The organism is Streptomyces calvus (assembly GCF_006782915.1).
Taxonomy (GTDB): Bacteria; Actinomycetota; Actinomycetes; order Streptomycetales; family Streptomycetaceae; genus Streptomyces; species Streptomyces calvus.
In genome coordinates this window covers 1-23,171 of the sequence record NZ_VCNP01000032.1, presented here as the reverse complement: position 1 = coordinate 23,171, position 23,171 = coordinate 1, and the positions used below count along the sequence as shown (strand labels likewise).

General features: G+C 71.9%; 22 protein-coding genes. 15 read left to right on the top strand and 7 right to left on the bottom strand.

Features of this window, described 5'->3' with window-relative positions:
- Positions 1-43: 43 nt before the first annotated feature.
- Positions 44-1,087, bottom strand: a complete 1,044-nt coding sequence (rarD, locus tag FGW31_RS14000) for an EamA family transporter RarD (protein ID WP_142193747.1) — start codon at positions 1,085-1,087, stop codon at positions 44-46.
- Between the two features lie 206 nt (positions 1,088-1,293).
- The gene (locus FGW31_RS13995; RefSeq protein WP_142193746.1) at positions 1,294-2,148 is read right to left on the bottom strand and encodes an SDR family oxidoreductase; all 855 of its coding nucleotides are present in this window, start codon (positions 2,146-2,148) and stop codon (positions 1,294-1,296) included.
- 92 nt (positions 2,149-2,240) lie between these two features.
- On the opposite strand from FGW31_RS13995, the gene FGW31_RS13990 reads away from it, so the two are divergent.
- A complete protein-coding gene (locus FGW31_RS13990; RefSeq protein WP_142193745.1) occupies positions 2,241-2,621 on the top strand; it encodes a winged helix-turn-helix transcriptional regulator in 381 nt (126 codons plus the stop codon).
- Positions 2,622-2,655: 34 nt separating this feature from the next.
- Here the strand turns inward: FGW31_RS13990 and FGW31_RS13985 are convergent, their stop codons facing one another.
- From FGW31_RS13985 to FGW31_RS13965, 5 genes are all read right to left on the bottom strand, one after another.
- Positions 2,656-3,714, bottom strand: coding sequence for a 2-oxoacid:ferredoxin oxidoreductase subunit beta (locus tag FGW31_RS13985; RefSeq protein ID WP_142193744.1), 1,059 nt, complete (start codon positions 3,712-3,714; stop codon positions 2,656-2,658).
- The gene (locus FGW31_RS13980) at positions 3,707-5,635 is read right to left on the bottom strand and encodes a 2-oxoacid:acceptor oxidoreductase subunit alpha (RefSeq protein WP_142193743.1); all 1,929 of its coding nucleotides are present in this window, start codon (positions 5,633-5,635) and stop codon (positions 3,707-3,709) included. Before FGW31_RS13980 ends, FGW31_RS13985 begins: the two co-directional genes overlap by 8 nt.
- Before the next feature lie 173 nt (positions 5,636-5,808).
- Positions 5,809-6,468, bottom strand: coding sequence for a response regulator transcription factor (locus FGW31_RS13975; protein WP_308432324.1), 660 nt, complete (start codon positions 6,466-6,468; stop codon positions 5,809-5,811).
- A 486-nt stretch (positions 6,469-6,954) separates the two neighbouring features.
- A complete protein-coding gene (locus FGW31_RS13970; RefSeq protein ID WP_142193741.1) occupies positions 6,955-8,322 on the bottom strand; it encodes a sensor histidine kinase in 1,368 nt (455 codons plus the stop codon).
- Between the two features lie 104 nt (positions 8,323-8,426).
- A complete protein-coding gene (locus FGW31_RS13965; protein ID WP_142193740.1) occupies positions 8,427-9,689 on the bottom strand; it encodes a sensor histidine kinase in 1,263 nt (420 codons plus the stop codon).
- Positions 9,690-9,907: 218 nt separating this feature from the next.
- Here FGW31_RS13965 and FGW31_RS13960 point away from each other — a divergent pair, with 218 nt between their 5' ends.
- From FGW31_RS13960 to FGW31_RS13895, 14 genes are all read left to right on the top strand, one after another.
- On the top strand, positions 9,908-10,318 hold the full coding sequence (locus FGW31_RS13960) for an NADH-quinone oxidoreductase subunit A (protein WP_142193739.1): 411 nt from the start codon (positions 9,908-9,910) through the stop codon (positions 10,316-10,318).
- Positions 10,309-11,076 carry an NADH-quinone oxidoreductase subunit B gene (locus FGW31_RS13955; RefSeq protein WP_233452482.1) on the top strand — a complete coding sequence of 256 codons (768 nt, stop codon included), beginning with the start codon at positions 10,309-10,311 and terminating at the stop codon, positions 11,074-11,076. The genes FGW31_RS13960 and FGW31_RS13955 overlap by 10 nt, the downstream gene beginning before the upstream one ends.
- On the top strand, positions 11,073-12,584 hold the full coding sequence (locus FGW31_RS13950; protein ID WP_142193738.1) for an NADH-quinone oxidoreductase subunit C: 1,512 nt from the start codon (positions 11,073-11,075) through the stop codon (positions 12,582-12,584). Before FGW31_RS13955 ends, FGW31_RS13950 begins: the two co-directional genes overlap by 4 nt.
- Positions 12,581-13,549 (top strand): complex I subunit 1/NuoH family protein, encoded by a 969-nt coding sequence (locus FGW31_RS13945; RefSeq protein ID WP_142193737.1) that lies wholly within the window; start codon positions 12,581-12,583, stop codon positions 13,547-13,549. Before FGW31_RS13950 ends, FGW31_RS13945 begins: the two co-directional genes overlap by 4 nt.
- Positions 13,549-14,223 carry a NuoI/complex I 23 kDa subunit family protein gene (locus tag FGW31_RS13940; RefSeq protein WP_142193736.1) on the top strand — a complete coding sequence of 225 codons (675 nt, stop codon included), beginning with the start codon at positions 13,549-13,551 and terminating at the stop codon, positions 14,221-14,223. Before FGW31_RS13945 ends, FGW31_RS13940 begins: the two co-directional genes overlap by 1 nt.
- Positions 14,220-14,987 (top strand): NADH-quinone oxidoreductase subunit J family protein, encoded by a 768-nt coding sequence (locus FGW31_RS13935; protein ID WP_233452481.1) that lies wholly within the window; start codon positions 14,220-14,222, stop codon positions 14,985-14,987. The genes FGW31_RS13940 and FGW31_RS13935 overlap by 4 nt, the downstream gene beginning before the upstream one ends.
- A complete protein-coding gene (gene nuoK, locus FGW31_RS13930) occupies positions 14,987-15,394 on the top strand; it encodes an NADH-quinone oxidoreductase subunit NuoK (protein ID WP_142193735.1) in 408 nt (135 codons plus the stop codon). The genes FGW31_RS13935 and nuoK overlap by 1 nt, the downstream gene beginning before the upstream one ends.
- On the top strand, positions 15,391-17,385 hold the full coding sequence (locus tag FGW31_RS13925; RefSeq protein ID WP_142193734.1) for an NADH-quinone oxidoreductase subunit 5 family protein: 1,995 nt from the start codon (positions 15,391-15,393) through the stop codon (positions 17,383-17,385). The genes nuoK and FGW31_RS13925 overlap by 4 nt, the downstream gene beginning before the upstream one ends.
- 6 nt (positions 17,386-17,391) lie before the next feature.
- Positions 17,392-18,966, top strand: a complete 1,575-nt coding sequence (locus FGW31_RS13920; RefSeq protein WP_142193733.1) for a complex I subunit 4 family protein — start codon at positions 17,392-17,394, stop codon at positions 18,964-18,966.
- Positions 18,963-20,462, top strand: a complete 1,500-nt coding sequence (locus FGW31_RS13915; RefSeq protein ID WP_142193732.1) for an NADH-quinone oxidoreductase subunit N — start codon at positions 18,963-18,965, stop codon at positions 20,460-20,462. The genes FGW31_RS13920 and FGW31_RS13915 overlap by 4 nt, the downstream gene beginning before the upstream one ends.
- A gap of 263 nt (positions 20,463-20,725) precedes the next feature.
- Positions 20,726-21,589 (top strand): zinc metalloprotease HtpX, encoded by an 864-nt coding sequence (gene htpX, locus FGW31_RS13910; RefSeq protein ID WP_142193731.1) that lies wholly within the window; start codon positions 20,726-20,728, stop codon positions 21,587-21,589.
- Complete coding sequence (locus FGW31_RS13905) at positions 21,586-21,978, top strand: YccF domain-containing protein (RefSeq protein WP_142193730.1); 393 nt, start codon at positions 21,586-21,588, stop codon at positions 21,976-21,978. The genes htpX and FGW31_RS13905 overlap by 4 nt, the downstream gene beginning before the upstream one ends.
- A gap of 182 nt (positions 21,979-22,160) precedes the next feature.
- Complete coding sequence (locus FGW31_RS13900) at positions 22,161-22,739, top strand: SMI1/KNR4 family protein (RefSeq protein ID WP_142193729.1); 579 nt, start codon at positions 22,161-22,163, stop codon at positions 22,737-22,739.
- Between the two features lie 77 nt (positions 22,740-22,816).
- Positions 22,817-23,083, top strand: coding sequence for a GlsB/YeaQ/YmgE family stress response membrane protein (locus tag FGW31_RS13895; protein ID WP_142193728.1), 267 nt, complete (start codon positions 22,817-22,819; stop codon positions 23,081-23,083).
- Positions 23,084-23,171 lie beyond the last annotated feature (88 nt).

Sequence of the window (23,171 nt, the reverse complement as noted above, 5' to 3'; positions counted from 1 at the left end):
TGACAACGGCCCCGTCCGGCGCACCGGCCGCCGCGGACGGCCGTCAGGGCCGGGCCTCCAGCGGGTCCGCCTCGGCAGCGGCGGCCACCGGCTCGGAAGGGCGCGACGCAACGGCCGTCCCGGCGGCGACCGGGCCGCCGGAGCCGGCGACGACACCGGTCGTGCCGTTCCGGGAGGTGCCGGCGAGCGTGCGGGCGGTCCTGCGGGCGGTGCGCAGGGCGTCCCAGGTGAGGAGGACGAGCGCCAGCCACACCAGCGCGAACCCGGCCCACCGCTCGGGCGGCATGGCCTCCTTGAAGTAGAGGATGCCGAGCAGGAACTGGAAGACCGGCGCCAGGTACTGCAGCAGACCGAGCGTGGACAGCGGCACACGGATCGCGGCGGCGCCGAAGCAGACCAGGGGGAGTGCGGTGACGATGCCGGTCGCGGCGAGCAGCAGCGCGTGCCCGGTGCCCTCGACGGCGAAGGTCGACTCGCCCTGTGCGCCGAGCCACAGCAGGTAGCCGAGGGCGGGCAGGAACTGGATGGCGGTTTCCGCGGCCAGCGACTCGACGCCGCCGAGGTTGACCTTCTTCTTCACCAGCCCGTAGGTGGCGAAGGAGAAGGCGAGGCAGAGGGAGATCCACGGCGGGCGGCCGTAGCCGACGGTGAGGACGACCACCGCCGAGGCGCCGACCCCGACGGCCGCCCACTGCACGGGCCGCAGCCGCTCCTTCAGCAGGAGCACGCCCATCGCGATGGTCACCAGCGGGTTGATGAAGTAGCCGAGGGAGGCCTCGACGACGTGCCCGGAGTTCACCGACCAGATGTAGACGCCCCAGTTGACGGTGATGACCGCTGCGGCGACCGCGACCAGCGCCAGCCTGCGCGGCTGCCGCAGCAGCTCGCCCAGCCACGCCCAGCGGCGCACGACGAGCAGGGCGGCGGCGACGAAGAGCAGGGACCAGACCATCCGGTGGGCCAGGATCTCCACCGCTCCCGAGGGCTTCAGCAGGGGCCAGAACAGCGGTACGAGCCCCCACATCCCGTAGGCGGCGAAGCCGTTCAGCAGTCCTATGCGCCCCTCTGCGGCCGACTTCCCGGTCACGGGTCCTCCTTCGTGCCTGACGCGTGCCCTGTTTCCCGCGACGCTCGCCCCACGCGCGCGCGATGCTCGCCGCACGACGGTAACGCCGGACGCCCCCGCGTGTCATGTCCGTACCGGCATACGGTCATGACCAACGGGGGGCGGGCCGGTGCGACGGTCCCTTCCGGGACGGCTCCGGCGGCGGGTTGTCGCGGGCGGCGCTCCGGTCAGTTCGCGAGCGCGGCGGCGACGGCCTCGGCGAGCGGGGTGGTCGGGCGGCCGATCAGGCGGGACAGGTCACCGCTGTCCACGACGAGTTCGCCCTTCTCGATGGAGGTGTCCACGCCCGCGAGGACGGCGGCCACCGGCTCCGGGATCCCGGCCCCGGTGAGGATCCCGGTCAGCTCCTCCACGGTGACCCGGCGGTAGGCGATCGTCTCGCCGGTCTGCCGGCTCAGCTCCGCCGCGTACTCGGCGAAGCTCCACGCCACGTCGCCACCGAGCTCGTACGTCGTGTTCGCGTGCCCCTCGCCGGTCAGTACGGCGACGGCGGCGGCCGCGTAGTCGGCCCGGGAGGCGGAGGAGACGCGGCCCTCACCGGCGGCCGCGACGACGGCGTGGTGGGCGAGGACCGGGGCGAGGTTCTCGGTGTAGTTCTCGTGGTACCAGCCGTTGCGCAGCAGCACGTACGGCACGCCCGAGTCGCGCAGCGCCTCCTCGGTGCCGCGGTGGTCGTCGGCGAGGGCGGCGCTCAGCGTGCCGGGGGCGCTGGTGTAGGCGAGCAGGGCGACACCGGCGGCCTTCGCCGCGTCGATGACGACCCGGTGCTGGGCGACCCGGTCGTGGGCGACCTCGTTGCCGGAGATCAGCAGCACCTTGTCGCCGGCCGCGAAGAGCCCGTCGAAGGTCTCGGGCGCGTTGTAGTCGGCGACCGCGATCCGCGCGCCGCGCTCCGCGAGGTCCGCCGCCTTCCCGGCGCTGCGGACGACGGCGGTGACCTGCTCGGCCGGGACCTTCTCCAGCAGCTGCTCCACGACGAGACGGCCGAGCTTTCCGGTGGCTCCGGTGACGATGATGCCCATGGTTCACAGACTCCTTGTGGGGTGGGTAGGCCACTAACCATAGGAGGTGCGCTAACTATCGGAAAGTACCCACTTCAAAGTAAGGTACTTCCATGGCAGTAAGTGATGGAGGACGCCGGAGCGAGGCCGAGGCGCTGTGTCCGCACCGCCTGGTCCTGGAACACGTGACCAGCCGCTGGGGCGTGCTCGTGCTGATCCAGCTCCTGGAGCGCCCGTACCGCTTCAGCGAACTGCGCCGGGCGATCGGCAGGGTCAGCGAGAAGATGCTCACCCAGACATTGCAGACCCTGGAGCGCGACGGCCTGGTCCACCGCGACGCCAAGCCGGTCATCCCGCCGCGCGTCGACTACTCCCTCACCGCGCTCGGCCGCGAGGCCGCCGAGCAGGTGCGCGGCCTCGCGCTGTGGACACGGCAGCGCATGGACGACGTGCTCGCCGCCCGGCAGGCATACGACGGGGCCCGGACGCGGTGACGCGCCCGGGCCCCGTACGGCCTGCGGCCGGACGTCAGCCGACGACGGTCCAGGTGTCGCCGCCGGTCATGAGGGCGGCGAGGTCGCCCTTGCCGTGTTGTTCGACGGCGGTGTCGAGCTGGTCGGCCATGAGGGTGTCGTAGACGGGCCGGTCGACGGAGCGGAAGACGCCGATGGGGGTGTTGTGGAGGGTGTCGGGGTCGGCGAGGCGGGACAGGGCGAACGCGGTGGTGGGCGAGGTGCTGTGGGCGTCGTGGACGAGGATGTCGGCCTCGTTGTCGGGGGTGACGGGGACGATCTTCAGGTCGCCGGTGGCCGGGTCGCGGACGACGCCCTTGGTCTGGTCGGTGCCGAAGCGGATGGGTTGGCCGTGTTCGAGGCGGATGACGGCTTCCTCGGCCTGCTGCCGGTCCTTGAGGACTTCGAAGGCGCCGTCGTTGAAGATGTTGCAGTTCTGGTAGATCTCGACGAGGGCGGTGCCGGGGTGGTCGGCGGCCTGGCGCAGGACCTCGGTGAGGTGTTTGCGGTCGGAGTCGACGGTGCGGGCGACGAAGGAGGCTTCGGCGCCCAGGGCCAGGGAGACCGGGTTGAACGGGGCGTCGAGGGAGCCCATCGGTGTCGACTTGGTGATTTTGCCGAGTTCGGAGGTGGGGGAGTACTGGCCCTTGGTGAGGCCGTAGATGCGGTTGTTGAAGAGGAGGATTTTGAGGTTGACGTTGCGGCGCAGGGCGTGGATGAGGTGGTTGCCGCCGATGGAGAGGGCGTCGCCGTCGCCGGTGACGACCCAGACGGACAGGTCGCGGCGTGAGGTGGCCAGGCCGGTGGCGATGGCGGGGGCGCGGCCGTGGATGGAGTGCATCCCGTAGGTGTTCATGTAGTACGGGAAGCGGGAGGAGCAGCCGATGCCGGAGACGAAGACGATGTTCTCGCGGGCCAGGCCGAGTTCGGGCATGAAGCCCTGGACGGCGGCGAGGACGGCGTAGTCACCGCAGCCGGGGCACCAGCGCACTTCCTGGTCCGACTTGAAGTCCCGCATCGACTGCCGGCCCTCGGCCTTCGGCACCAGCTGCAGAAGCGCGTTCGTGTCAGTCATCGATGGCCTCCTTCAGCGCCGTGGCGAGCTGCTGCGCCTTGAACGGCATGCCGTTGACCTGGTTGTAGGAGCGGGCGTCGACCAGGTACTTCGCCCGGATCAGGGTGGCGAGCTGCCCGAGGTTCATTTCCGGGACCACCACCTTGTCGTATGCCTTCAGGACCGTGCCGAGGTTGTGGGGGAAGGGGTTGAGGTGGCGCAGGTGGGCCTGTGCGATCGACTCCCCGGCGGCGCGCAGGCGGCGCACGGCGGCGGTGATGGGTCCGTAGGTGGAGCCCCAGCCCAGGACCAGGGTGCGGGCGTTGTCCGGGTCGTCGACCTCGATGTCCGGGACGTCGATGCCGTCGATCTTGGCCTGGCGGGTGCGGACCATGAAGTCGTGGTTGGCGGGGTCGTAGGAGATGTTGCCGGTGCCGTCCTGTTTCTCGATGCCGCCGATGCGGTGTTCCAGGCCGGGGGTGCCGGGCAGGGCCCAGGGGCGGGCCAGGGTCTGCGGGTCGCGCTTGTAGGGCCAGAAGGTTTCGGTGCCGTCGTCCAGGGTGTGGTTGGGGCCCTGGGCGAACTGCACGGTCAGGTCGGGCAGTTCGTCGGGGTCGGGGATGCGCCAGGGTTCGCTGCCGTTGGCGAGGTAGCCGTCGGACAGCAGGAAGACCGGGGTGCGGTAGGTCAGGGCGATGCGGGCGGCTTCCAGGGCGGCGTCGAAGCAGTCGGCGGGGGTGCGGGGCGCGACGACGGGGACGGGGGCCTCGCCGTTGCGGCCGTACATGGCCTGGAGCAGGTCGGCCTGCTCGGTCTTGGTGGGCAGGCCGGTGGAGGGGCCGCCGCGCTGGATGTCCACGATCAGCAGCGGCAGCTCCAGCGAGACGGCCAGTCCGATGGTCTCGGACTTCAGGGCCACGCCGGGGCCGGAGGTGGTGGTGACGGCGAGGGAGCCGCCGAAGGCCGCGCCGAGCGCGGCGCCGATACCGGCGATCTCGTCCTCGGCCTGGAAGGTGCGCACGCCGAAGTTCTTGTGCCGGCTGAGTTCGTGCAGGATGTCCGAGGCGGGCGTGATCGGGTAGGAGCCCAGGTAGAGCGGCAGGTCCGCCTGACGCGAGGCGGCGATCAGCCCGTACGACAGCGCCAGGTTCCCCGAGATGTTCCGGTACACACCGGGCGGGAACGCCTTCGCCGCCGGGGCCACCTCGTAGGAGACCGCGAAGTCCTCCGTCGTCTCGCCGAAGTTCCAGCCCGCCCGGAACGCGGCGATGTTGGCGGCGGCGATGTCCGGCTTCTTCGCGAACTTCGACTTCAGGAACTTCTCGGTGCCCTCGGTGGGCCGGTGGTACATCCACGACAGCAGGCCGAGGGCGAACATGTTCTTGCTGCGTTCGGCCTCCTTGCGGCTGAGGTCGAAGTCCTTCAGTGCCTCCACGGTCAGCGTGGTCAGCGGCACCGGGTGCAGGTGGTAGCCGTCCAGCGAGCCGTCGTCCAGCGGGCTGCTGTCGGAGCCGACCTTCTGCATCGCCCGCTTGGTGCACTCGTCGGTGGTGACGATGATCTCCGCGCCGCGCGGCAGGTCGCCGATGTTGGCCTTGAGCGCGGCGGGGTTCATCGCCACCAGCACGTTCGGCGCGTCACCGGGCGTGAGGATGTCGTGATCGGCGAAGGGGAGCTGGAAGGACGACACACCCGGCAGCGTTCCGGCAGGGGCACGGATCTCGGCCGGGAAGTTCGGCAGCGGCGACAGGGCGTTGCCGAACGACGCTGTCTCCGAGGTGAAACGGTCACCGGTGAGCTGCATACCGTCACCCGAGTCCCCCGCGCACCTGATGATCACCCGGTCGAGCCGGCGGACGTCCTTCTCTCCCGCCGCTTTGCGCTGCTCTCCTACGACTGCTCCGTCGGCCTGCTCCGCTGGGCTGCTGACCTGGCTGGTCACTGAACTGGACCTCCTCGAGGCGGCTGTCCGGGACGGCCTTCCCGCAGGCCTTCCCTGGATCAACCCTACGACCGTAAGGGTGCCCTTCCTCGAGTGATTCGCATGTTGGACACGACTTCAAGACGTCCTGACAGCCGGCCGGGACGGCGGCCAGGACGCGGAACGCCCGCCGGTCAGGAGTTGAGATAGGTGAGAACGGCCAGCACACGCCGGTGGTCGCCGTCGCTCGGGGACAGCCCCAGCTTCATGAAGATGTTGCTGACGTGCTTCTCCACGGCACCGTCACTGACCACCAGCTGCCGGGCGATCGCCGAGTTCGTCCGTCCCTCCGCCATCAGCCCCAGAACCTCCCGCTCCCGCGGTGTGAGCCCCGCGAGCACGTCCTGCTTGCGGCTGCGCCCCAGCAGCTGGGCGACCACCTCCGGATCCAGCGCCGTACCGCCCCGGGCCACGCGCACCACCGCGTCCACGAACTCCCGCACATCGGCCACCCGGTCCTTCAGCAGATAGCCGACGCCACGGCTGGAACCGGCGAGCAGTTCCGTGGCGTACCGCTCCTCCACGTACTGCGACAGCACCAGCACCCCGACCCCCGGATGGGCCTTGCGCAGCTGCACGGCCGCCCGCACGCCCTCGTCCGTGTGCGTCGGCGGCATCCGCACGTCGGCGACCACCACGTCCGGCAACAGGTCCTGACCGTCCAGTTCCGTGATTGTCTTGATCAGAGCGTCACCGTCGCCGACACCGGCCACCACCTCGTGCCCCCGGTCGGTCAGCAGCCGGGTCAGGCCCTCCCGCAGCAGCACCGAATCCTCGGCGATGACCACGCGCACCCTGTCCTCCACGTCCCTCGGCCCCCCATGCCCCTGTCGCGTCGAACCCGCCCTCGTGGCGGGCCCGCTCGTCGGGTCCAGCATTCCAGCATCCGGTGGGGGATGCGGGCCGGGCGACGCGATCACGAGGGGTGATCGGGGACGGCGGGGGAGGATGTGCCGGTACCGGCAGCGTTCCGCGTTCCGTGGGGTGCGTTCCGCGTTCCGCGTTCCGCGTTCCGCGTTCCGCGTTCCGTGGGGTGCGGGGTGCGGGGTGCGGGGTGCGGGCCGGCGGACGCCGGTCACGGTCGGCGTCGGGTGCTCGGCCCGCCGTCCGGCGGTCTCGGTCCGGCATGCGGCTTGCGGCATCCCGCATCCGGCATCCGGCATCCGGCATCCGGCGGTCTCGGTCCGCCGTGCGGTCTCGGTCCGCCGTACGTGTGAGGGCCGCCGTGCGTGTGAGGGCCGCCGTGCGTGCGAGGGCCGCCGGACGTGCGCGGTCCGCCGTCAGCGGGCCCGCTCGGCGCGCCACGGCAGCTCGGCGGTCACCCGGGTCGGGCCGCCGGCCGGTGAGTCCACCACCAGGATCCCGTCCACCGCGTCCAGCCGCTCCGTCAGGCCCGCCAGCCCGGAACCCGCCGTGACCTCGGCGCCGCCCACGCCGTTGTCCACGACCTGCAGCATCAGCCGGTTCTCCGTGCGCCACACCTCCACGGCCGCCCAGGTCGCCCGCGCGTGCTTGCTGACGTTCTGCAGCAGTTCCGAGACGGTGAAGTAGGCGATGCCCTCGATGGCCGGCGCGGGCCGCTCCGCCAGGTCCACCTCCACCTGCACCGGCACCGTGCACCGGGAGGCGACCGAGGACAGCGCCGCGTCCAGGCCCCGGTCGGTCAGGACCGCCGGATGGATGCCGCGTGCCAGGTCCCGCAACTCCTGCAGCGCGGTCTTCACCTCGCCGTGCGCCTCGTCCACCATCCGCGCCGCGGCCTGCGGGTTCTCCCGCAGCTTCTCCTTCGCCAGGCCCAGGTCCATCGCCAGCGCCACCAGCCGCGCCTGCGCCCCGTCGTGCAGGTCGCGCTCGATGCGCCGCAGGTCCGCCGCCGCCGTGTCCACCACGACCCCGCGGTCCGACTCCAGCTCCACCACCCGCGTCGCCAGCCGGGACGGCCCCAGCAGCCCGTGCACCATCAGCCGGTCCACCGTCGTCAGCGCCCGTACGATCCACGGCACGGCCAGCGTGAACAACAGCCCCACCAGCGCCGTCACCGTGATCTCGAACGGGTTGTCCAGGTAGATGCTGTGCCGGCCGTCGCCGTACAGCTGCAGGCCGTCCTGCCCGGCGTACACCGGGAAGACCCAGAACCACAGCGGGTACGTCAGCAGCGACCAGCCCAGCAGCCACAGGTTGACCGTGACGACGAAGGACAGCACCGCCCACGGCAGGTGCAGCACCGCGTACAGCAGGGCCCGCCAGGAGGCGCCGCTCTTGAGCACCGCGCCGACCCACCCCATGAGGCCCTGCCGCTTCATCCGCAACGGCTCCGGATCGCCGACCTCCAGGCCCAGCAGCCCGCGCGCCCGCGCCCGCTCCAGGGCGCCGAAGCCGCGGCAGCCCGCGAGCGCCGCCGCCAGCACCGGGACGCCGAGGAACGTCACCAGCAGGCCCGCCCCCAGCGACACCATCGTGACCGCATACACGAACAGCAGCACGCTGATCGGCAGGCTCAGCAGCACGAAGGCCAGCTCCCGCCAGGTGCGCCCCTCGACCGGTGCCCGCAGCGCGGCCGGCATCCGGTGCCGCCGCTCCCCGGCGGCGCCCCCGGGATGTCCGGGCGCGGTGTCGAGCCCGTAGCCCTGTCCGTAGTCCGTGGCCATCGGCGTCGTCCCTCTTCTCGTCCGGCGGCTGTGCTGTCGTACCGTCAGCCTGCTCCGCCGCAGGTCGGAGGACCATGGAGTCCGTCGCAGTCTCGGACGGGGGGTTATCCCCACCCCCGGCCGCGGACGGACGCCCCCTGCGCCGGCCCGGCCCCGTCCGGCGCGTCGGAACGGTCCCGCCACGGCAGCTCCGCCGTCACCGTCGTCGGACCGCCCTCCGGCGAGTCCACGACGAACAGCCCGTCCACCGCGCCCAGCCGGTCGGCGAGACCCCGCATGCCCGACCCGCCGTCCAGGCTCGCGCCCCCGCCCCCGTCGTCCCACACCTGCATGAACAGCCGGTCCTCCGACCGCCACACGTCCACCGCGGCCGTCCGCGCACCGCTGTGCTTGCTGACGTTCTGCAGCAGCTCCGAGACGGTGAAGTAGGCGATGCCCTCGATGGCGGCGGCCGGCCGCTCGTCCAGGTCGACCGTCACCTTCACCGGCACCGTGCAGCGCGAGGCGACCGAGGACAGCGCCGCGTCCAGGCCCCGGTCCGTGAGGACCGCCGGATGGATGCCGCGGGCCAGGTCGCGCAGCTCCTGCAACGCCAGCTTCACCTCGCCGTGCGCCTCCTCGACCATCGTCGCCGCGACGTCCGGGTCCTCCAGCAGTTTCTCCTTGGCCAGGCCGAGCCCCATCGCCAGATTGACCAGCCGCGCCTGCGCCCCGTCGTGCAGGTCGCGTTCGATGCGCCGCAGGTCCGCCGCCGCCGTGTCCACCACCACGCCCCGGTCGGACTCCAGCTCCGCGATGCGCCGCTCCAGTTCGTCCGACGGCGACAGCAGGCCCCGCACCATCGCCCGGTCGGCGTTGGCCAGGCCCCGCACGACGAACGGCAGCACCGGCCACAGCACGAACAGACCGGTCAGCGCGACCGTGAAGGTGAGCACGCCCCACGGCAGCCGTATCAGCTGGTAGAGGACCGTCCGCCAGGCCACCGGGTCCTTGACCGCCATCCACAGCCGCGGCCAGAAGCCGTCCGCACCGCGCGACGGCAGCCGGCTCGGCTCGTCCACCCGGACCCCGAGCAGCTTTCTGGCCCGCGCCCGCTCCAGCCGGCCCAGCAGCCGCGCACCCGTCAGGGCGGCCGCCAGCACCGGGAACCCGATCACCGTCACCGTCAGCCCCAAGCCGGTGAACAGCGTGGTCACCACGTAGACGAAGCCGATCAGCGACACCGGGAGGTTCGCCAGGAGATGGGCGATCTCCTTCCAGGTGTGCGCGTCGTAGGCGAAACGGGCGGGCGGCGGGCGGTCGTCCGGCCCGGCCGGCTCCGGAACGGCCGTCGCGGGCGGGCCCGGCGGCGGGAATGGTTCGGTCATGTGCCTCAGGGTGCCGCGAACCGGGGGCCCGCGCCATGAAGTCGGCCGCACGGAGACACTGGGGAAAACCCCACCCCGCGTGCCGTGCGGTGACGGGCTGCTTACCGTGCCTTTATCAGGGCCTAGACTCGCCTGCGTACAGGTCGTCGAACAGTGGCGTTCACTGGCACGGATCAGACCAACGATCGAGGACATCGGCCAGGGAGTGAGGGGCGGACGTGCGGGAACCGACCGTCGTCGATGCGACCGTCGTCGTCGCGGCGGACTACTTCGAGTCCTACTCCGTCGTCGGACTGCTGGGCGTCGTCGGCCTGCTGTTCGTCGCGGTCGCCTTCGGCGCGGGACGCCTGCTGCGGCCCGTGGTCCCCACCCCCGAGAAACTCATGACGTACGAGTGCGGAGTCGACCCCGTCGGCGAGGGCTGGGCCCACACCCAGGTCCGCTACTACGTCTACGCCTTCCTCTACGTGATCTTCGCCGTCGACTCGATCTTCCTCTTCCCCTGGGCGACCGTCTTCGCCGCCGACGGCTACGGCGCGACCACCCTCGTGGAGATGTTCATCTTCCTCGGCTTCCTCGCCGTGGGACTGCTGTACGCATACAAGAAGGGCGTCCTGACATGGACGTGACCCGCTCGACCCCCGTGACCCAGTCGACCCCCGTGACCCCGTCGAGTTCCTCGGCCGTCGTCCCGTCGGGCACCGGGCCGGTCCCGCTGCCGGAGCCCAAGCGGCTCGGCGCGCTCGCCCGGCTGGCCCCCGAGCCGATGAAGGTCGTCCTCAACTGGGGCCGCCGCTACTCCCTGTGGGTCTTCAACTTCGGCCTGGCCTGCTGCGCGATCGAGTTCATCGCCGCGTCGATGGCCCGGCACGACTTCATTCGCCTCGGCGTCATCCCCTTCGCGCCGGGCCCGCGCCAGGCCGACCTGATGGTCGTCTCCGGCACGGTCACGGACAAGATGGCGCCCGCGGTCAAGCGTCTCTACGAGCAGATGCCCGAACCGAAGTACGTCATCTCCTTCGGCGCGTGCAGCAACTGCGGCGGCCCGTACTGGGACTCCTACTCCGTCACCAAGGGCGTGGACCAGATCATCCCGGTCGACGTCTACGTCCCCGGCTGCCCGCCCCGGCCCGAGGCGCTCCTCCAGGGGATCCTCAAGCTCCAGGAGAAGATCGCCCGCGAGTCGCTGGGCGAGCGGTACGGATCCGGCACCGGGACCGCCACCGCGGCGGGACGCCCGTCGGCCGCGGCACTGCAGAGCGGCCTGGTCCGCCCGCCGGGTGCCGCGGAATCCGGTGGTGCCGGTGGTGCCGCCGGGACGACCGGTGGTGCCGGTGAGTCCGCTGAGACCGGCGGTGCGGCTTCCGGTGAGGAGGCGGGCCGATGACCGCGGTCGGCTGGCTGCCCGCCGACGCCGAGGAACTGTTCGGTCCGGACGCCACGGCGGAGGAGTCGTACGGCGTCCTCACCGTCGACGTACCGCCCGACTCCTGGATCCCCGCGCTGGAGGCCGCGCGCGACCGCCTCGGCTGCACCTTCTTCGACTGGCTGAGCGCGGTCGACGAACCCGGCACCGGGTTCCGCGTCACCGCGCACGTCGCCGCCCTCGCTCCGGTACGGCGCCTGCTGCTGCGCACCACCGTCCCGCACGAGGCGCCGGCGCTGCCGTCCGCCGTGCGCGTCTACGCGGGCGCCGCCTGGCACGAACGCGAGACGCACGAGATGTTCGGCGTCGACTTCACGGGCCACCCGGCCCTGGACCCCCTGCTCCTGCCCGACGGCTTCGAGGGCCACCCGCTGCGCAAGGACTTCGTCCTCGCCGCCCGGGTCGCCAAGGCCTGGCCCGGCGCGAAGGAACCCGGCGAGTCGGAACACGGCGGCCCCAAGCGCCGCCAGATGCTCCCGCCCGGCGTCCCCGACCCGAACGAGTGGGGCCCGCTGAAGGGCGAACTCCCGCCGGCCCCCGCCCGCCCGGCCCGCGGCGCGGCACGCGCAGCGGGCGACCGCCCGACCCGCGCGGCCCGCCCGGCGGGCGAGCGCCCGGTACGGCGGACGCGTTCCGCGGCGGAGGGCTCGGCGAGCCAAGCCGTGGCCGGTGACGAGGGCACGCCGTCCGCGACTGCGCCGCGTCGCGCCCGTACGGCGGCGGAGGGCTCGGCGAGCCAGGCCGCGGTCGGGGACACCAGGCCGGAGGCGCCGACCGCGGAGGCCGGCCCCTCGACTACTGATTCCGGCACCTCGACTACTGATTCCGGCGCTCCGACCGCTGAGGCCGGGGCCGCGACCCCGTCGGCGGGGCCGCGCCGCGCGCGGAGCGTGAGTGAAGGCTCGGCGTCGCAGCGGACACCGTCCGACAGGCCTGCCGGGCCTCGCAGGGCGCGCAGTGCGTCGGAGGGCAGCGCGAGCCAACGCGCCGCATCCGACCGCGGAGGCAGCGGCGCGGACAGCGGCACTGACCGCCAGTCGGGCACCGCTTCGCGCACTCCGCGCAGTGCGGACGCCCCCTGGCACCACGCCCGCCCGGCCTTCGACGAATCGCACCCCGAACCGTCGCCCGAGGCCGCGCCGTTGCCGGCCCCCGAGCCGTCTGCCGACCGGGAGCCGCACGAGCCCCCGGAGACCTCCGGCCCCTCGGAGAGCCCAGAGACCTCCGGCTCCTCGGAGAGCCCGGAGACCTCCGGCTCCTCGGAGAATCCGGAGAGCCCGGAGAACCCGGACAGCCCGGAGAACCCGGAAACCCGGGAGAGCCCGGCTCCGGAGGAAGACGACCGGAAGCCCACGACCAACCCCGACGACCCCACCGGTCCCACCAGTCCCACGGATCCCACCGATACAGATCCCACCGGCCCCACAGATCCCACCGGTCCCACAAATCCCACAGGAGGCCCGCGGTGAACGACGTGCTCGACGTCGCCCTGCGACTCCTGGTCGTGTTCGTCGTCTTCCTCACCTTCCCCCTGATCGTGGGCCAGACCGAGCACAAGGTGATGGCCCACATGCAGGGCCGCCTCGGCCCCATGTACGCCGGCGGCTTCCACGGCTGGGCCCAGCTCATCGCCGACGGCGTGAAGTTCGCGCAGAAGGAGGACGTGGTCCCGGCCGGCGCGGACCGCCGTATCTTCCAGCTCGCCCCCGCCGTCGCCCTGCTGCCGTACCTCCTCGTCCTGCTCGCCATCCCGATCGGGCCCGACGAGGGAGCCGTCGGGCAGGTCATCGACGCCGGTGTGTTCTTCGTCCTGGCGGTCATGGGCGTCGGCGTGCTCGGCTCGCTCATGGCCGGCTGGGCCTCCGCCAACAAGTTCTCCCTCCTCGGCGGCCTGCGCACCGCCGCCCAGCTCCTCGCCTACGAGCTGCCGATGCTGCTGACCGCCGCCTCGGTGGCGATGGCGGCCGGCACCGTCTCGCTCGTCGGCATCCTCGACGCCTTCGAGTGGTGGTGGCTGCCCTGGCAGATCACCGGTGCCCTCGTGTTCTTCGTCGCCGGGCTCGCCGAACTCCAGCGCCCGCCCTTCGACATGCCCGTCGCCGACTCGGAAATCATCTTCGGCGCGTACACCGAGTACACCGGTCTGCGCTTCGCGCTGTTCCTCCTCGCCGAGTACGCCGGCATCGTCGTCCTGTGCGGTCTGACCACCGTCCTGTTCCTGGGCGGCTGGCACGGCCCCTGGGGTGCCGACGGACTCGGCTGGGTGTGGACCCTGCTGAAGACCGCGGTCCTCGCCTTCGTCGTCATCTGGCTCCGCGTCACCTACCCGCGCCTGCGCGAGGACCAGCTGCAGAAGCTCTCCTGGACCCTCCTCGTCCCCCTCTCCCTCGCCCAGATCGCCCTCACCGGCGTCGTCAAGGTGGTGTTCCTGTAATGGCCCCGATCCCCGGCTCCGGCCTGGCCAAGGGCCTGGCCGTCACCCTGCGGACGATGACGAAGAAGTCCGTCACCGACCAGTACCCGGACACCCAGCCCGACCTTCCGCCCCGCACCCGCGGAGTGATCGGCCTGTTCGAGGAGAACTGCACGGTCTGCATGCTGTGCGCCCGCGAGTGCCCCGACTGGTGCATCTACATCGACTCCCACAAGGAGACGGTCCCGGCGGCGACCCCCGGCGGACGCGAACGCAGCCGCAACGTCCTCGACCGCTTCGCCATCGACTTCTCCCTGTGCATGTACTGCGGTATCTGCATCGAGGTCTGTCCTTTCGACGCGCTGTTCTGGTCACCGGAGTTCGAGTACGCCGAGACCGACATCCGCGACCTCACCCACGAGCGCGACAAGCTCCGCGAGTGGATGTGGACCGTTCCGGCGCCGCCCGCCCTCGACCCCGGCGCCGAGGAACCGAAGGAACTCGCCGCAGCCCGCAAGACGGCCGAGAAACTGGCCGCCACCCAGGCCACGGACACGGCGGCCCCGCCCCCGGCGTCCTCGGCCGGCAGTGAGCCGCACGCCGACGAGCAGGCCCGCGCCGCCGAGTCCCCCACTCGTCCGGCGGGCGAGTCGAAGCAGCAGACGGACCAGCCACGGCAGGAGGGCCGGGAATGACCCTCGCAGCGACCGTCGGCAGCCTCACGACCGGCACCACGCATCTCACGACCGGCACCACGGATCTCGCGACGGGCACCACGAACCTGGTGACTCGCACCACGAACCTGGTGACCGGCACCGCGCACCTGGCGGCCGAGTCCCGCGGTTTCCTCTCCCCGACCGGCGTCGAGATCGCCTTCCTCCTCGTCGGCCTGGTCACCTTCGGCGCCGCCGTCATCACCGTCACCACCCGGCAGCTGGTGCACGCCGCCCTGTGGCTGGTGGTGGCCCTCGGCGGCCTGGCCGTCGAATACCTGCTGCTCACGGCCGAGTTCATCGCCTGGGTGCAGGTCCTCATCTACGTCGGTTCCGTCGTCGTCCTCCTCCTGTTCGGGCTGATGCTCACCAGGGCCCCCATCGGCCGTTCACCGGACGCCGACTCCGGCAACCGCCCGGTCGCCCTCGCCGTGGCCGTCGTCGCCGCCGCTGCCCTGGTGTGGGTGGTCGTCGACGCCTTCCGCACCACCTGGATCGACCTGGACGGCGCCCCCGCCGGCTCCACCGAGGTGACCGGCGCGAGCCTGTTCCAGCACTGGGTCCTTCCCTTCGAGGCCCTGTCCGTCCTCCTCCTCGCCGCCCTCGTCGGCGCGATCGTCCTGTCCCGCAAGGCCAAAGCCGAGGCCCGGCCCGAAGCCGATGCCGCGGCCACCGCCCCGGCCTCCACCGCCCCGGACACCCCCGGCGGAACCGACACCCGGCGCGACACGGAAGGGGCCCGCTGATGCACCTCGCCTACCCCGCCGTCCTGTCCGCCCTCCTCTTCTGCACCGGCCTGTACGGCGTCCTCGCCCGCCGCAACGCGATCCTGGTCCTGATGTCGGTCGAGCTGATGCTCAACGCCGTCAACCTGAACCTGGTCGCCTTCGACGTCTGGCTCAGCCGGACCGCCGAGGAGACCCTGCACTCCGGCCAGGCCCTGACCCTGTTCACCATCGCCATCGCCGCCGCCGAGATCGGCATCGGCCTGGCGATCGTCCTCGCCGTGTACCGCAACCGCGGCACCTCGGACATCGACAAGCTCCGCGACACCGCCGAGGGGCACGACCCCGATCACCCCGACGGCGACGCGACCGACAGCGACGCCTCCGCGACCAAGGCGGCCGCCGAGAAGGCTGAGGCCACCGCGTGACCACGACCACCCTCGCCGTCCTCGTCCCCGTCCTGCCGTTCCTCGGCGCGCTCACCGGACTGCTCCTGGGCCGCACGGCCCCCGGGTTCGTCCGCCCGCTCGCCGTCCTGCCGACGCTCGCCTCCCTCGTGCTGGCGGCCGTGGTCGCCGCACGCCAGGGCGGCGACAACGCCGTGGACGCGGCCACCGAGCTCACCCCCACCGGCTCCGTCCCCATCGAACTCGCCCTGCACATCGACGGCTTCGCGGCCCTCACCGCCGTACTCGTCGCCACCGTCGCCACCTGCGTGCAGATCTACTCGACGGGCTACCTGCGCGACGACCCGCGCTACCCCTCCTACGCGGCCCTCGTCTCCCTGTTCACCTCCGCGATGCTCCTGGTCGTCTACTCCGGCGACCTGATGGTCCTGCTGGTCGGCTGGGAAGTCATGGGCATCTGCTCGTACTTCCTCGTCGGCCACTACTGGGAGACCCGGGAGGCCCGCGCCGCCTCCCTCAAGGCCTTCCTGGTCACCAAGCTCGGCGACGTCCCCTTCCTCATCGGCCTGTTCGCCCTCGCCGGCGACGCCGGGTCCTTCCGCATCACCCGCATCCTCGGCGCCGTCGCGAACGGCGGCATCGAACACCCCACACTCATCGCCCTGCTGCTCCTGGCGGGCGTGGCCGGAAAGTCGGCGCAGTTCCCGCTGCACACCTGGCTCCCCGACGCGATGGCGGGCCCGACGCCCGTCTCCGCGCTGATCCACGCCGCGACGATGGTCGCCGCCGGCGTCTACTTCATCGCCCGTCTCCTCCCGCTCTTCGAGGCCTCGCAGGCCGCGATGGTCGTCCTCGCCGTCATGGCCGCCGTCACCATGGCCGGCTCCGCGCTCGCCGCACTCGCCCAGGACGACATCAAACGCGTCCTCGCCTACTCGACGATCGGCCAGCTCGGCTACATGACCGGCGCCCTCGCCGTCGCCGACCGCGGCGCCGCCGTCTTCCACCTCCTGTCCCACGGCGCCTTCAAGGCGCTGCTGTTCCTCGCCGCCGGCGTGATCATCCACGCCGCCGGCACCAACTCGCTGGCCGCCATGTCCCGCATGGGCCGCCTGCGCGACCGCGTCCCCGACGCCTACTGGACGATGACCGTGGCGCTCCTCGCGCTCGCCGCGATCCCGCCGTTCAGCGGATTCTTCTCCAAGGAGGCCGTCCTCGGCGTCGCCGAGCACGTCGTCACCGGCCACACCGAGCACGCCCCGGCCGCGGCCGGCTGGATCGTCCTCCTCGCCGGACTGCTCACCGCCCTGCTCACCGCGGCCTACGCCACGCGCCTGTGGCTGCTGGCCTTCCGCGGCCACGGCACCGAGGCCCCGGACCACGGCAGGCAGCCGCTGACGATGACCGCCGTGCTGTGGGTGCTCGCCGTGCCGTCACTGGCGCTCGGCGGCTTCGCGTTCCGCGTCCTGCCCGACTGGTTCGACGGCCACGACCTGACCCCGACCCTCACCACCTCCGTACTCGGCACGGGCGTGGCCCTGGCCGGCGGCCTCGTCACCTACGGCGCCTGGCGGCACACCACCGCGCACGCCGCCCGCGTCCCGCTCGGTGCCGTCGCCGCCCACCCCGGCGGCGACGCCGGGCAGGTCGAGGCGGAGGCCATCGCCGGCCACGAACCGGCCTACGGAGACATCGCCTACGCGCCCGACCCGTCCGACCCCGGGCGGCTGCTCCTCGGCCCGCTGCACCGGCCCGCAGCCGCCGGCTTCCACCTGGACGCCGTGTACTCGGCCCTGTTCGTCCGCCCGGTCCGGGCCGGCGCGCGCCTCGTCCGGTTCCTCGACCGCGAGGTCGTCGAGACCTACGTACGCGGCGCCGGCACGCTGCCCCGCTGGCTGGGCGCCGCCGTACGCCGGGCCCAGACCGGCAATCTGCAGACCTATGTGAGCGCGCTGCTCGCCGGCACCGTCGTCCTCGCGGTCGCCGCCGTCCTCGTCGCCACGGGAGCGTGAGCAGGCGTGATCGATATCAACGAGTCCGTGATGCAGTTCCTTCTGGCGTTCCTCGTCGTCGGCCCGCTCCTCGGCGCCGCCGCCGCTCTCCTGCCGGCCCCGCCCGGACTGAAGGGGAGGTCACCCGAGCAGGCCGTGCTCCGCCACGGCGTCACCGTCACCGGTGCGGTCCTTGTCGCGGCGGTCGTCCTCGCGCTCGGCTTCGACCACGACCAGCCGTCGAAGATGCAGGCCACGACCGACATCAGCTGGATCCCCGCACTCGACGTGCGGATCCACCTCGGCACCGACGGCATTTCCCTCCCCCTTCTGGTCCTGACCGCGCTGCTGACCTTCCTCAGCGCCCTCTACTCGTACTTCAAGCCGCCCGCGGGCCCCTCCCCGAAGGCCTTCGTCGCCCTGCTGCTCGTCCTCGAGTCCGGCACCCTGGCGACCTTCGCCGTCCTCGACCTGATCCTGTTCTTCCTCGCCTTCGAGATGGTCCTCGTCCCGATGTACTTCCTCATCGCCCGCTGGGGCGGCGAGGGACGGGCCGAGGCCGCCTGGAGGTTCATCCTCTACACGCTGCTCGGCTCCGTGGTCATGCTGCTCGGCCTGCTGCTGATCGGCATCAGCGCGGGCACGTTCGACATGGTGGCACTCGCCACTGACAACGGCCGGTCACTGACCACGTCCGTGCAGGTCATCGCCGTTCTGGCGGTCGGGATCGGGCTCGCGGTGAAGACCCCGATGTGGCCGCTGCACAGCTGGCTGCCCGACGCCCACACCGCCGCGCCGACCGTCGGCTCGGTCCTGCTGGCCGGCGTCCTGCTGAAGATGGGCACGTACGGGTTCGTCCGGGTCCTGCTGCCCGCAGCGCCGGACGGCCTGCGCACCTTCGCGCCCTACCTGGCCGCCTTCGCCGTCGTCGGCATCGTCTACGGATCGCTCGCCTGTCTGGCCCTCGCCCAGCGGGGCGCGAAGGGCGACCTCAAGCGCCTCATCGCCTACTCCTCCGTCGGCCACATGGGCTTCGTCCTGCTCGGCATCGCGACCATGACGCCGACCGGCGTCAACGGCGCCCTGTTCGCCAACATCGCCCACGGTCTCATCACCGGCCTGCTGTTCTTCCTCGTCGGCGCCCTCAAGGAACGCACCGGCAGCACCGACCTCGACGCGCTCGCCGAGCAGACCGGCGCCGCCCTCTACGGCCGGGCACCGCGCCTCGGCGGCCTGCTCGCCTTCGGCGCCGTCGCCTCCCTCGGCCTGCCCGGCCTCGCCGGCTTCTGGGGCGAGATGCTCGCCCTGTTCGGCGCGTTCGACCCCGCCGACGGGCTCAGCCGCCCCGCCTTCCTCACCTTCATGGCGATCGGCGCGTTCGGCACCCTGCTGACCGCCGCCTACCTGCTGGTCGTGGTCCGCAGGGTCTGCATGGGCGCCGTACCGCAGGACGCGCCGCACCTCACCGACGTGCGCGGCTACGAGTACGCGGCCTGGACCCCGCTCGTCGTCCTCACCGTCGTCGCCGGGCTGTGGCCCAAGGCCCTCCTCGGGCTGACCGACCCGGCCGTGCAGCAGCTCCTCGCAGGAGGCACCCGATGAGCTCCCTCGTCCAGTCCGTCGACTGGCTGGCCATCGCGCCGCCCACCATCGCGGCGGTCGTCGGACTCGTCGTCCTCGTCGCCGACCTCTTCGTCGGCGAGCACCGCAAACCGCTCCTCGGCTGGCTCTCGGTCGCCGGACTCGCCGCGGCCGCGCTCATGCTGCTGCCCCTCCTCGACGCCGACCGCAGCACCTTCTGCCTGGTCGGCGACACCGGCGTGTGCAGCTACACCGCGGACCGCTTCACCCTCGTCATCCAGTTCCTGGTGCTCGGCGGCGCCCTCCTGGCCGCCCTGCTGTCGGTCACCGCCCTCAAGGACGAGAACAAGCGGCTCCCCGAGGGCGAGTACTGGTTCCTGTTCCTGTCCTCCGCGGCCGGCGCCGCCCTCCTGCCCGCCTCCCGCGACCTCGCGACCCTGATCGTCGCCCTGGAGGTCGCCTCGCTGCCCGCCTTCGCCCTGGTCGGCCTGCGCCACGGCGACCGGAAGTCCTCCGAGGCGGCCCTGAAGTTCTTCCTGTCCTCGGTCACCGCCACCGCGGTCAGCCTGCTGGGCATCAGCTTCGTCTACGCCGCCACCGGCACCCTCCACCTCACCCTGGTCGCCGAGCGCATCCAGGACGTCGACGGACAGCTCCACACCCTCGCCCAGGCCGGAGTCGTCCTCACCCTCGTCGGCTTCGCCTTCAAGACCGCCGCCGTCCCCTTCCACTTCTGGGTGCCCGACACCTATGTGGGCGCCCCGCTGCCGATCGCCGCGTACCTGTCGGTCATCGGCAAGGCGGTCGGCTTCTCCGGCCTGATCCTCGTCACCGTCGTCGCCCTCCCGTCGTACGCCGACGTCTGGGGCCCGGCACTCGCCGTGCTGGCCGCGCTCACCATGACCGTCGGCAACGTCGGTGCGCTGCGGCAGCAGGCCGCGCGCGCGTACAGCGCGGTACGCCTGCTCGCCTGGTCCTCCGTCGGCCAGGCCGGCTACCTCCTCGTCCCGATCGCCGCCGCCGCGTACACCGACGACGCCGAGCAGGCGATCGGCTCCACCCTCGCCTACGCCCTCATGTACGGCGCCGTGAACCTCGGCGCGTTCGCCGTGGCCGCCGTGGTGGGCCGCACGCACCGCCGCAACCGCGTCGCCGACTACCGCGGCCTGTACGCCGCCAGTCCGCTCACCGCGCTCCTGATGGGCTTCTTCCTGCTCTGCCTGGCCGGACTCCCGCCGGGCATCATCGGCCTGTTCGCCAAGGTCACCGTGTTCTCCGCGGCCGTCGACGCCGGACTGGGCTGGCTCGCCGTCGTCATGGCCGTCAACGTCGTCATCGCGCTGGTCTACTACCTCCAGTGGACGGCCCTGCTGTTCCGCGCCCCCGAGGGCGAGCCGGTCCGGCACCGCTTCACCGCCCCGCTCACCGTCGCGATCGCCCTCACCGGAGTCCTCGGCATCGCCCTGTCCGGCGCGCCCCAGCTCGTCCTCCGCTTCACCGACACCGCTCTCTTCTGAGCACCGCGCCGCCGCGTCCCGCACCCGCGTGACGGCCCTCCCGGGCACACGCGCGTGCGGTCCGTCGACCCGGTCGGCCACCCGTCACCCGGACGGGTGGCACCCGCCGCCGCGCGCACAAGGGAACTAGTGCCCCTCGCCTGGCGTTGACCGATCAGGGAGGGTCCACTGGACGTTGCCACCACAAGACCAGTGGGCAGCGCAGGTCAGAAGGAAGATCAGCAAGCGAGGGTCCCCCTGCCGCACGATTTGGAGGGCGTACCGTGCACCGCCGGCACAACGGGCTCAGGACAGCGGTCCTCCTCGGGGGACTGTCCGCAGTCATCATCGTCATCGGCAGCTTCTTCGGCCGCGCGGGTCTCGTCGTCGCCGTCCTGGTCGCCCTGGGCACCAACGCCTACGCGTACTGGAACAGCGACAAGCTGGCGCTACGCGCGATGCGTGCCCGCCCGGTGAGCGAGTTCGAGGCGCCCGGGCTGTACCGCATGGTCCGCGAACTCTCCACCCAGGCCCGCCAGCCCATGCCCCGCCTGTACATCTCGCCGACGGAGGCGCCCAACGCCTTCGCCACCGGCCGCAACCCGCGCAACGCCGCGGTGTGCTGCACGGAAGGCATCCTGCGCCTCCTCGACGAGCGGGAACTGCGCGGCGTCATCGGCCACGAGCTCAGCCATGTCTACAACCGCGACATCCTGATCTCCTCGGTCGCCGGCGCCCTCGCCTCCGTGATCATGTTCCTGGTCAACTTCGCCTGGCTGATCCCGATCGGCCGCTCCGACGACGATGACGGACCCGGTCTGCTGGGCATGCTGCTCATCATGATCCTCGGACCGCTCGCCGCGTCCCTCATCCAACTCGCCATCAGCCGCTCCCGGGAGTACGAGGCCGACGCCTCCGGAGCCCAGCTCACCGGAGACCCCCTCGCCCTCGCCAACGCCCTGCGCAAACTGGAGCGCGGCACCAAACAGCTGCCGCTGCCCCCGGAACCGCGCATCGAGACGGCCAGCCACATGATGATCGCGAACCCGTTCCGGCCGGGCCAGGGCCTGTCGAAGATGTTCTCCACGCACCCGCCGATGGCGGAACGCATCACCCGACTCGAAAGGATGGCAGGTCACCAGGGATGAAGACCCTCCTCAACCTCATATGGCTCGTCTTCAGCGGATTCTGGCTTTTCCTCGGCTACATGGTCGCCGGCCTGCTCCTGTGCGTCACGATCATCGGCATCCCCTTCGGTATCGCAGCGTTCCGCATCGGCGTGTACGCCCTGTGGCCCTTCGGCCGCACCACCGTGGAACGCCAGGGAGCGGGCGCGCCCTCCTGCATCGGCAACGTGCTGTGGCTGCTGCTCGGGGGCTGGTGGCTGGCGCTCGGCCACGTCGTCACCGGCCTGCTCCTGTGCGTCACGATCATCGGAATCCCGCTCGGCATCGCCAACTTCAAGCTGATCCCGGTGGCCCTGCTCCCGCTGGGCCGTGAGATCGTCCCGACCGACCGCCCGTTCACGTCCCGCTGACGAGGCACCGGGGGCCCTGCGCGGTCCCCGACCTCACACCAATCACCGACCTCACACGGACACCGCCGCACGCCGCGACGGTTGTCCACAATCCGGGGAATGTCCGCAGGCCGGGTTGTCCACAGGCCCGGGGTTGTCCACAGGCCCGCACGACTGTCAGTGCCGGCCCGCATGATGAACCCATGACCGAGCACGAGCAGTTGCTGACACAGGTGGCGGACAAAGCCCGCAACACCCGCCCGTGGGGCTGGCCTTCACTCCCCGACCCCGTCGACGCGGCCACACTGGCCCGCGCCGAAGCCGCCCTCGGCTTCCCCCTGCCGCCGCTGCTCGCCGGGCTCTACCTGCGGATAGCGGACGGCGGCTTCGGCCCCGCGTACGGCCTGCTGCCCCTCCTGGACAGCGCGCCCTCCGGCGAACCCGCCGCCGTGCCCCAGTACCTCGCCAACCGCGCCGGCGGCCGCGAGGACCCCGACTGGCCCTGGCCCGAGGGGGTGCTGCCGATATCCCACTGGGGCTGCGGCATGTACGCGTGCGTGGACTGCCGTACCCCCGAGGCCCCCGTCCTGCTCTTCGAACCCAACCCGGGCGACCCCGACCTCGCCTGGTACCTCGACGCCCCCGGCCTCACCCAGTGGCTGCACACCTGGCTCCGGGGCGCGGGCTGGTACGAGGAGGAGAACGACGGAATGGACCTCGTCCTCTGGACCGGACTCCCCGGACGCGGGACGAACGGCGCCGACCACCCGGCGCCCGTCTGACGGATCACCGCAACCACCCCGCGCACGCGTGACGTCCCTCATGGTGCGAGCACGGCCGGAAAGGGCAGGTACACCGCATGACGATCATCAGCTGGATCATCCTGGGACTGTTGGCCGGAGCGATCGCGAAGTTCCTGCTGCCCGGCCGCGACCCGGGCGGCCTCGTCGGCACGACCCTGATCGGTGTCGCCGGGGCGTTCATCGGCGGCTGGATATCGGCCCGTTGGCTCGACCACCCGATCACCAAGGACTTCTACGACGGCACCACCTGGGTCGCCGCGATCGGTGGCTCGCTGGTCCTGCTGATCGCCTACCGACTCCTGTTCGGCCACTCGCGCGACTGACGAACCGCCCCACCACGAACCGGCCCGCCACGAACCGGTCCACCGAGAACCACCCCGCCACGAACCGGCCCACCGCGAACTGCACCAC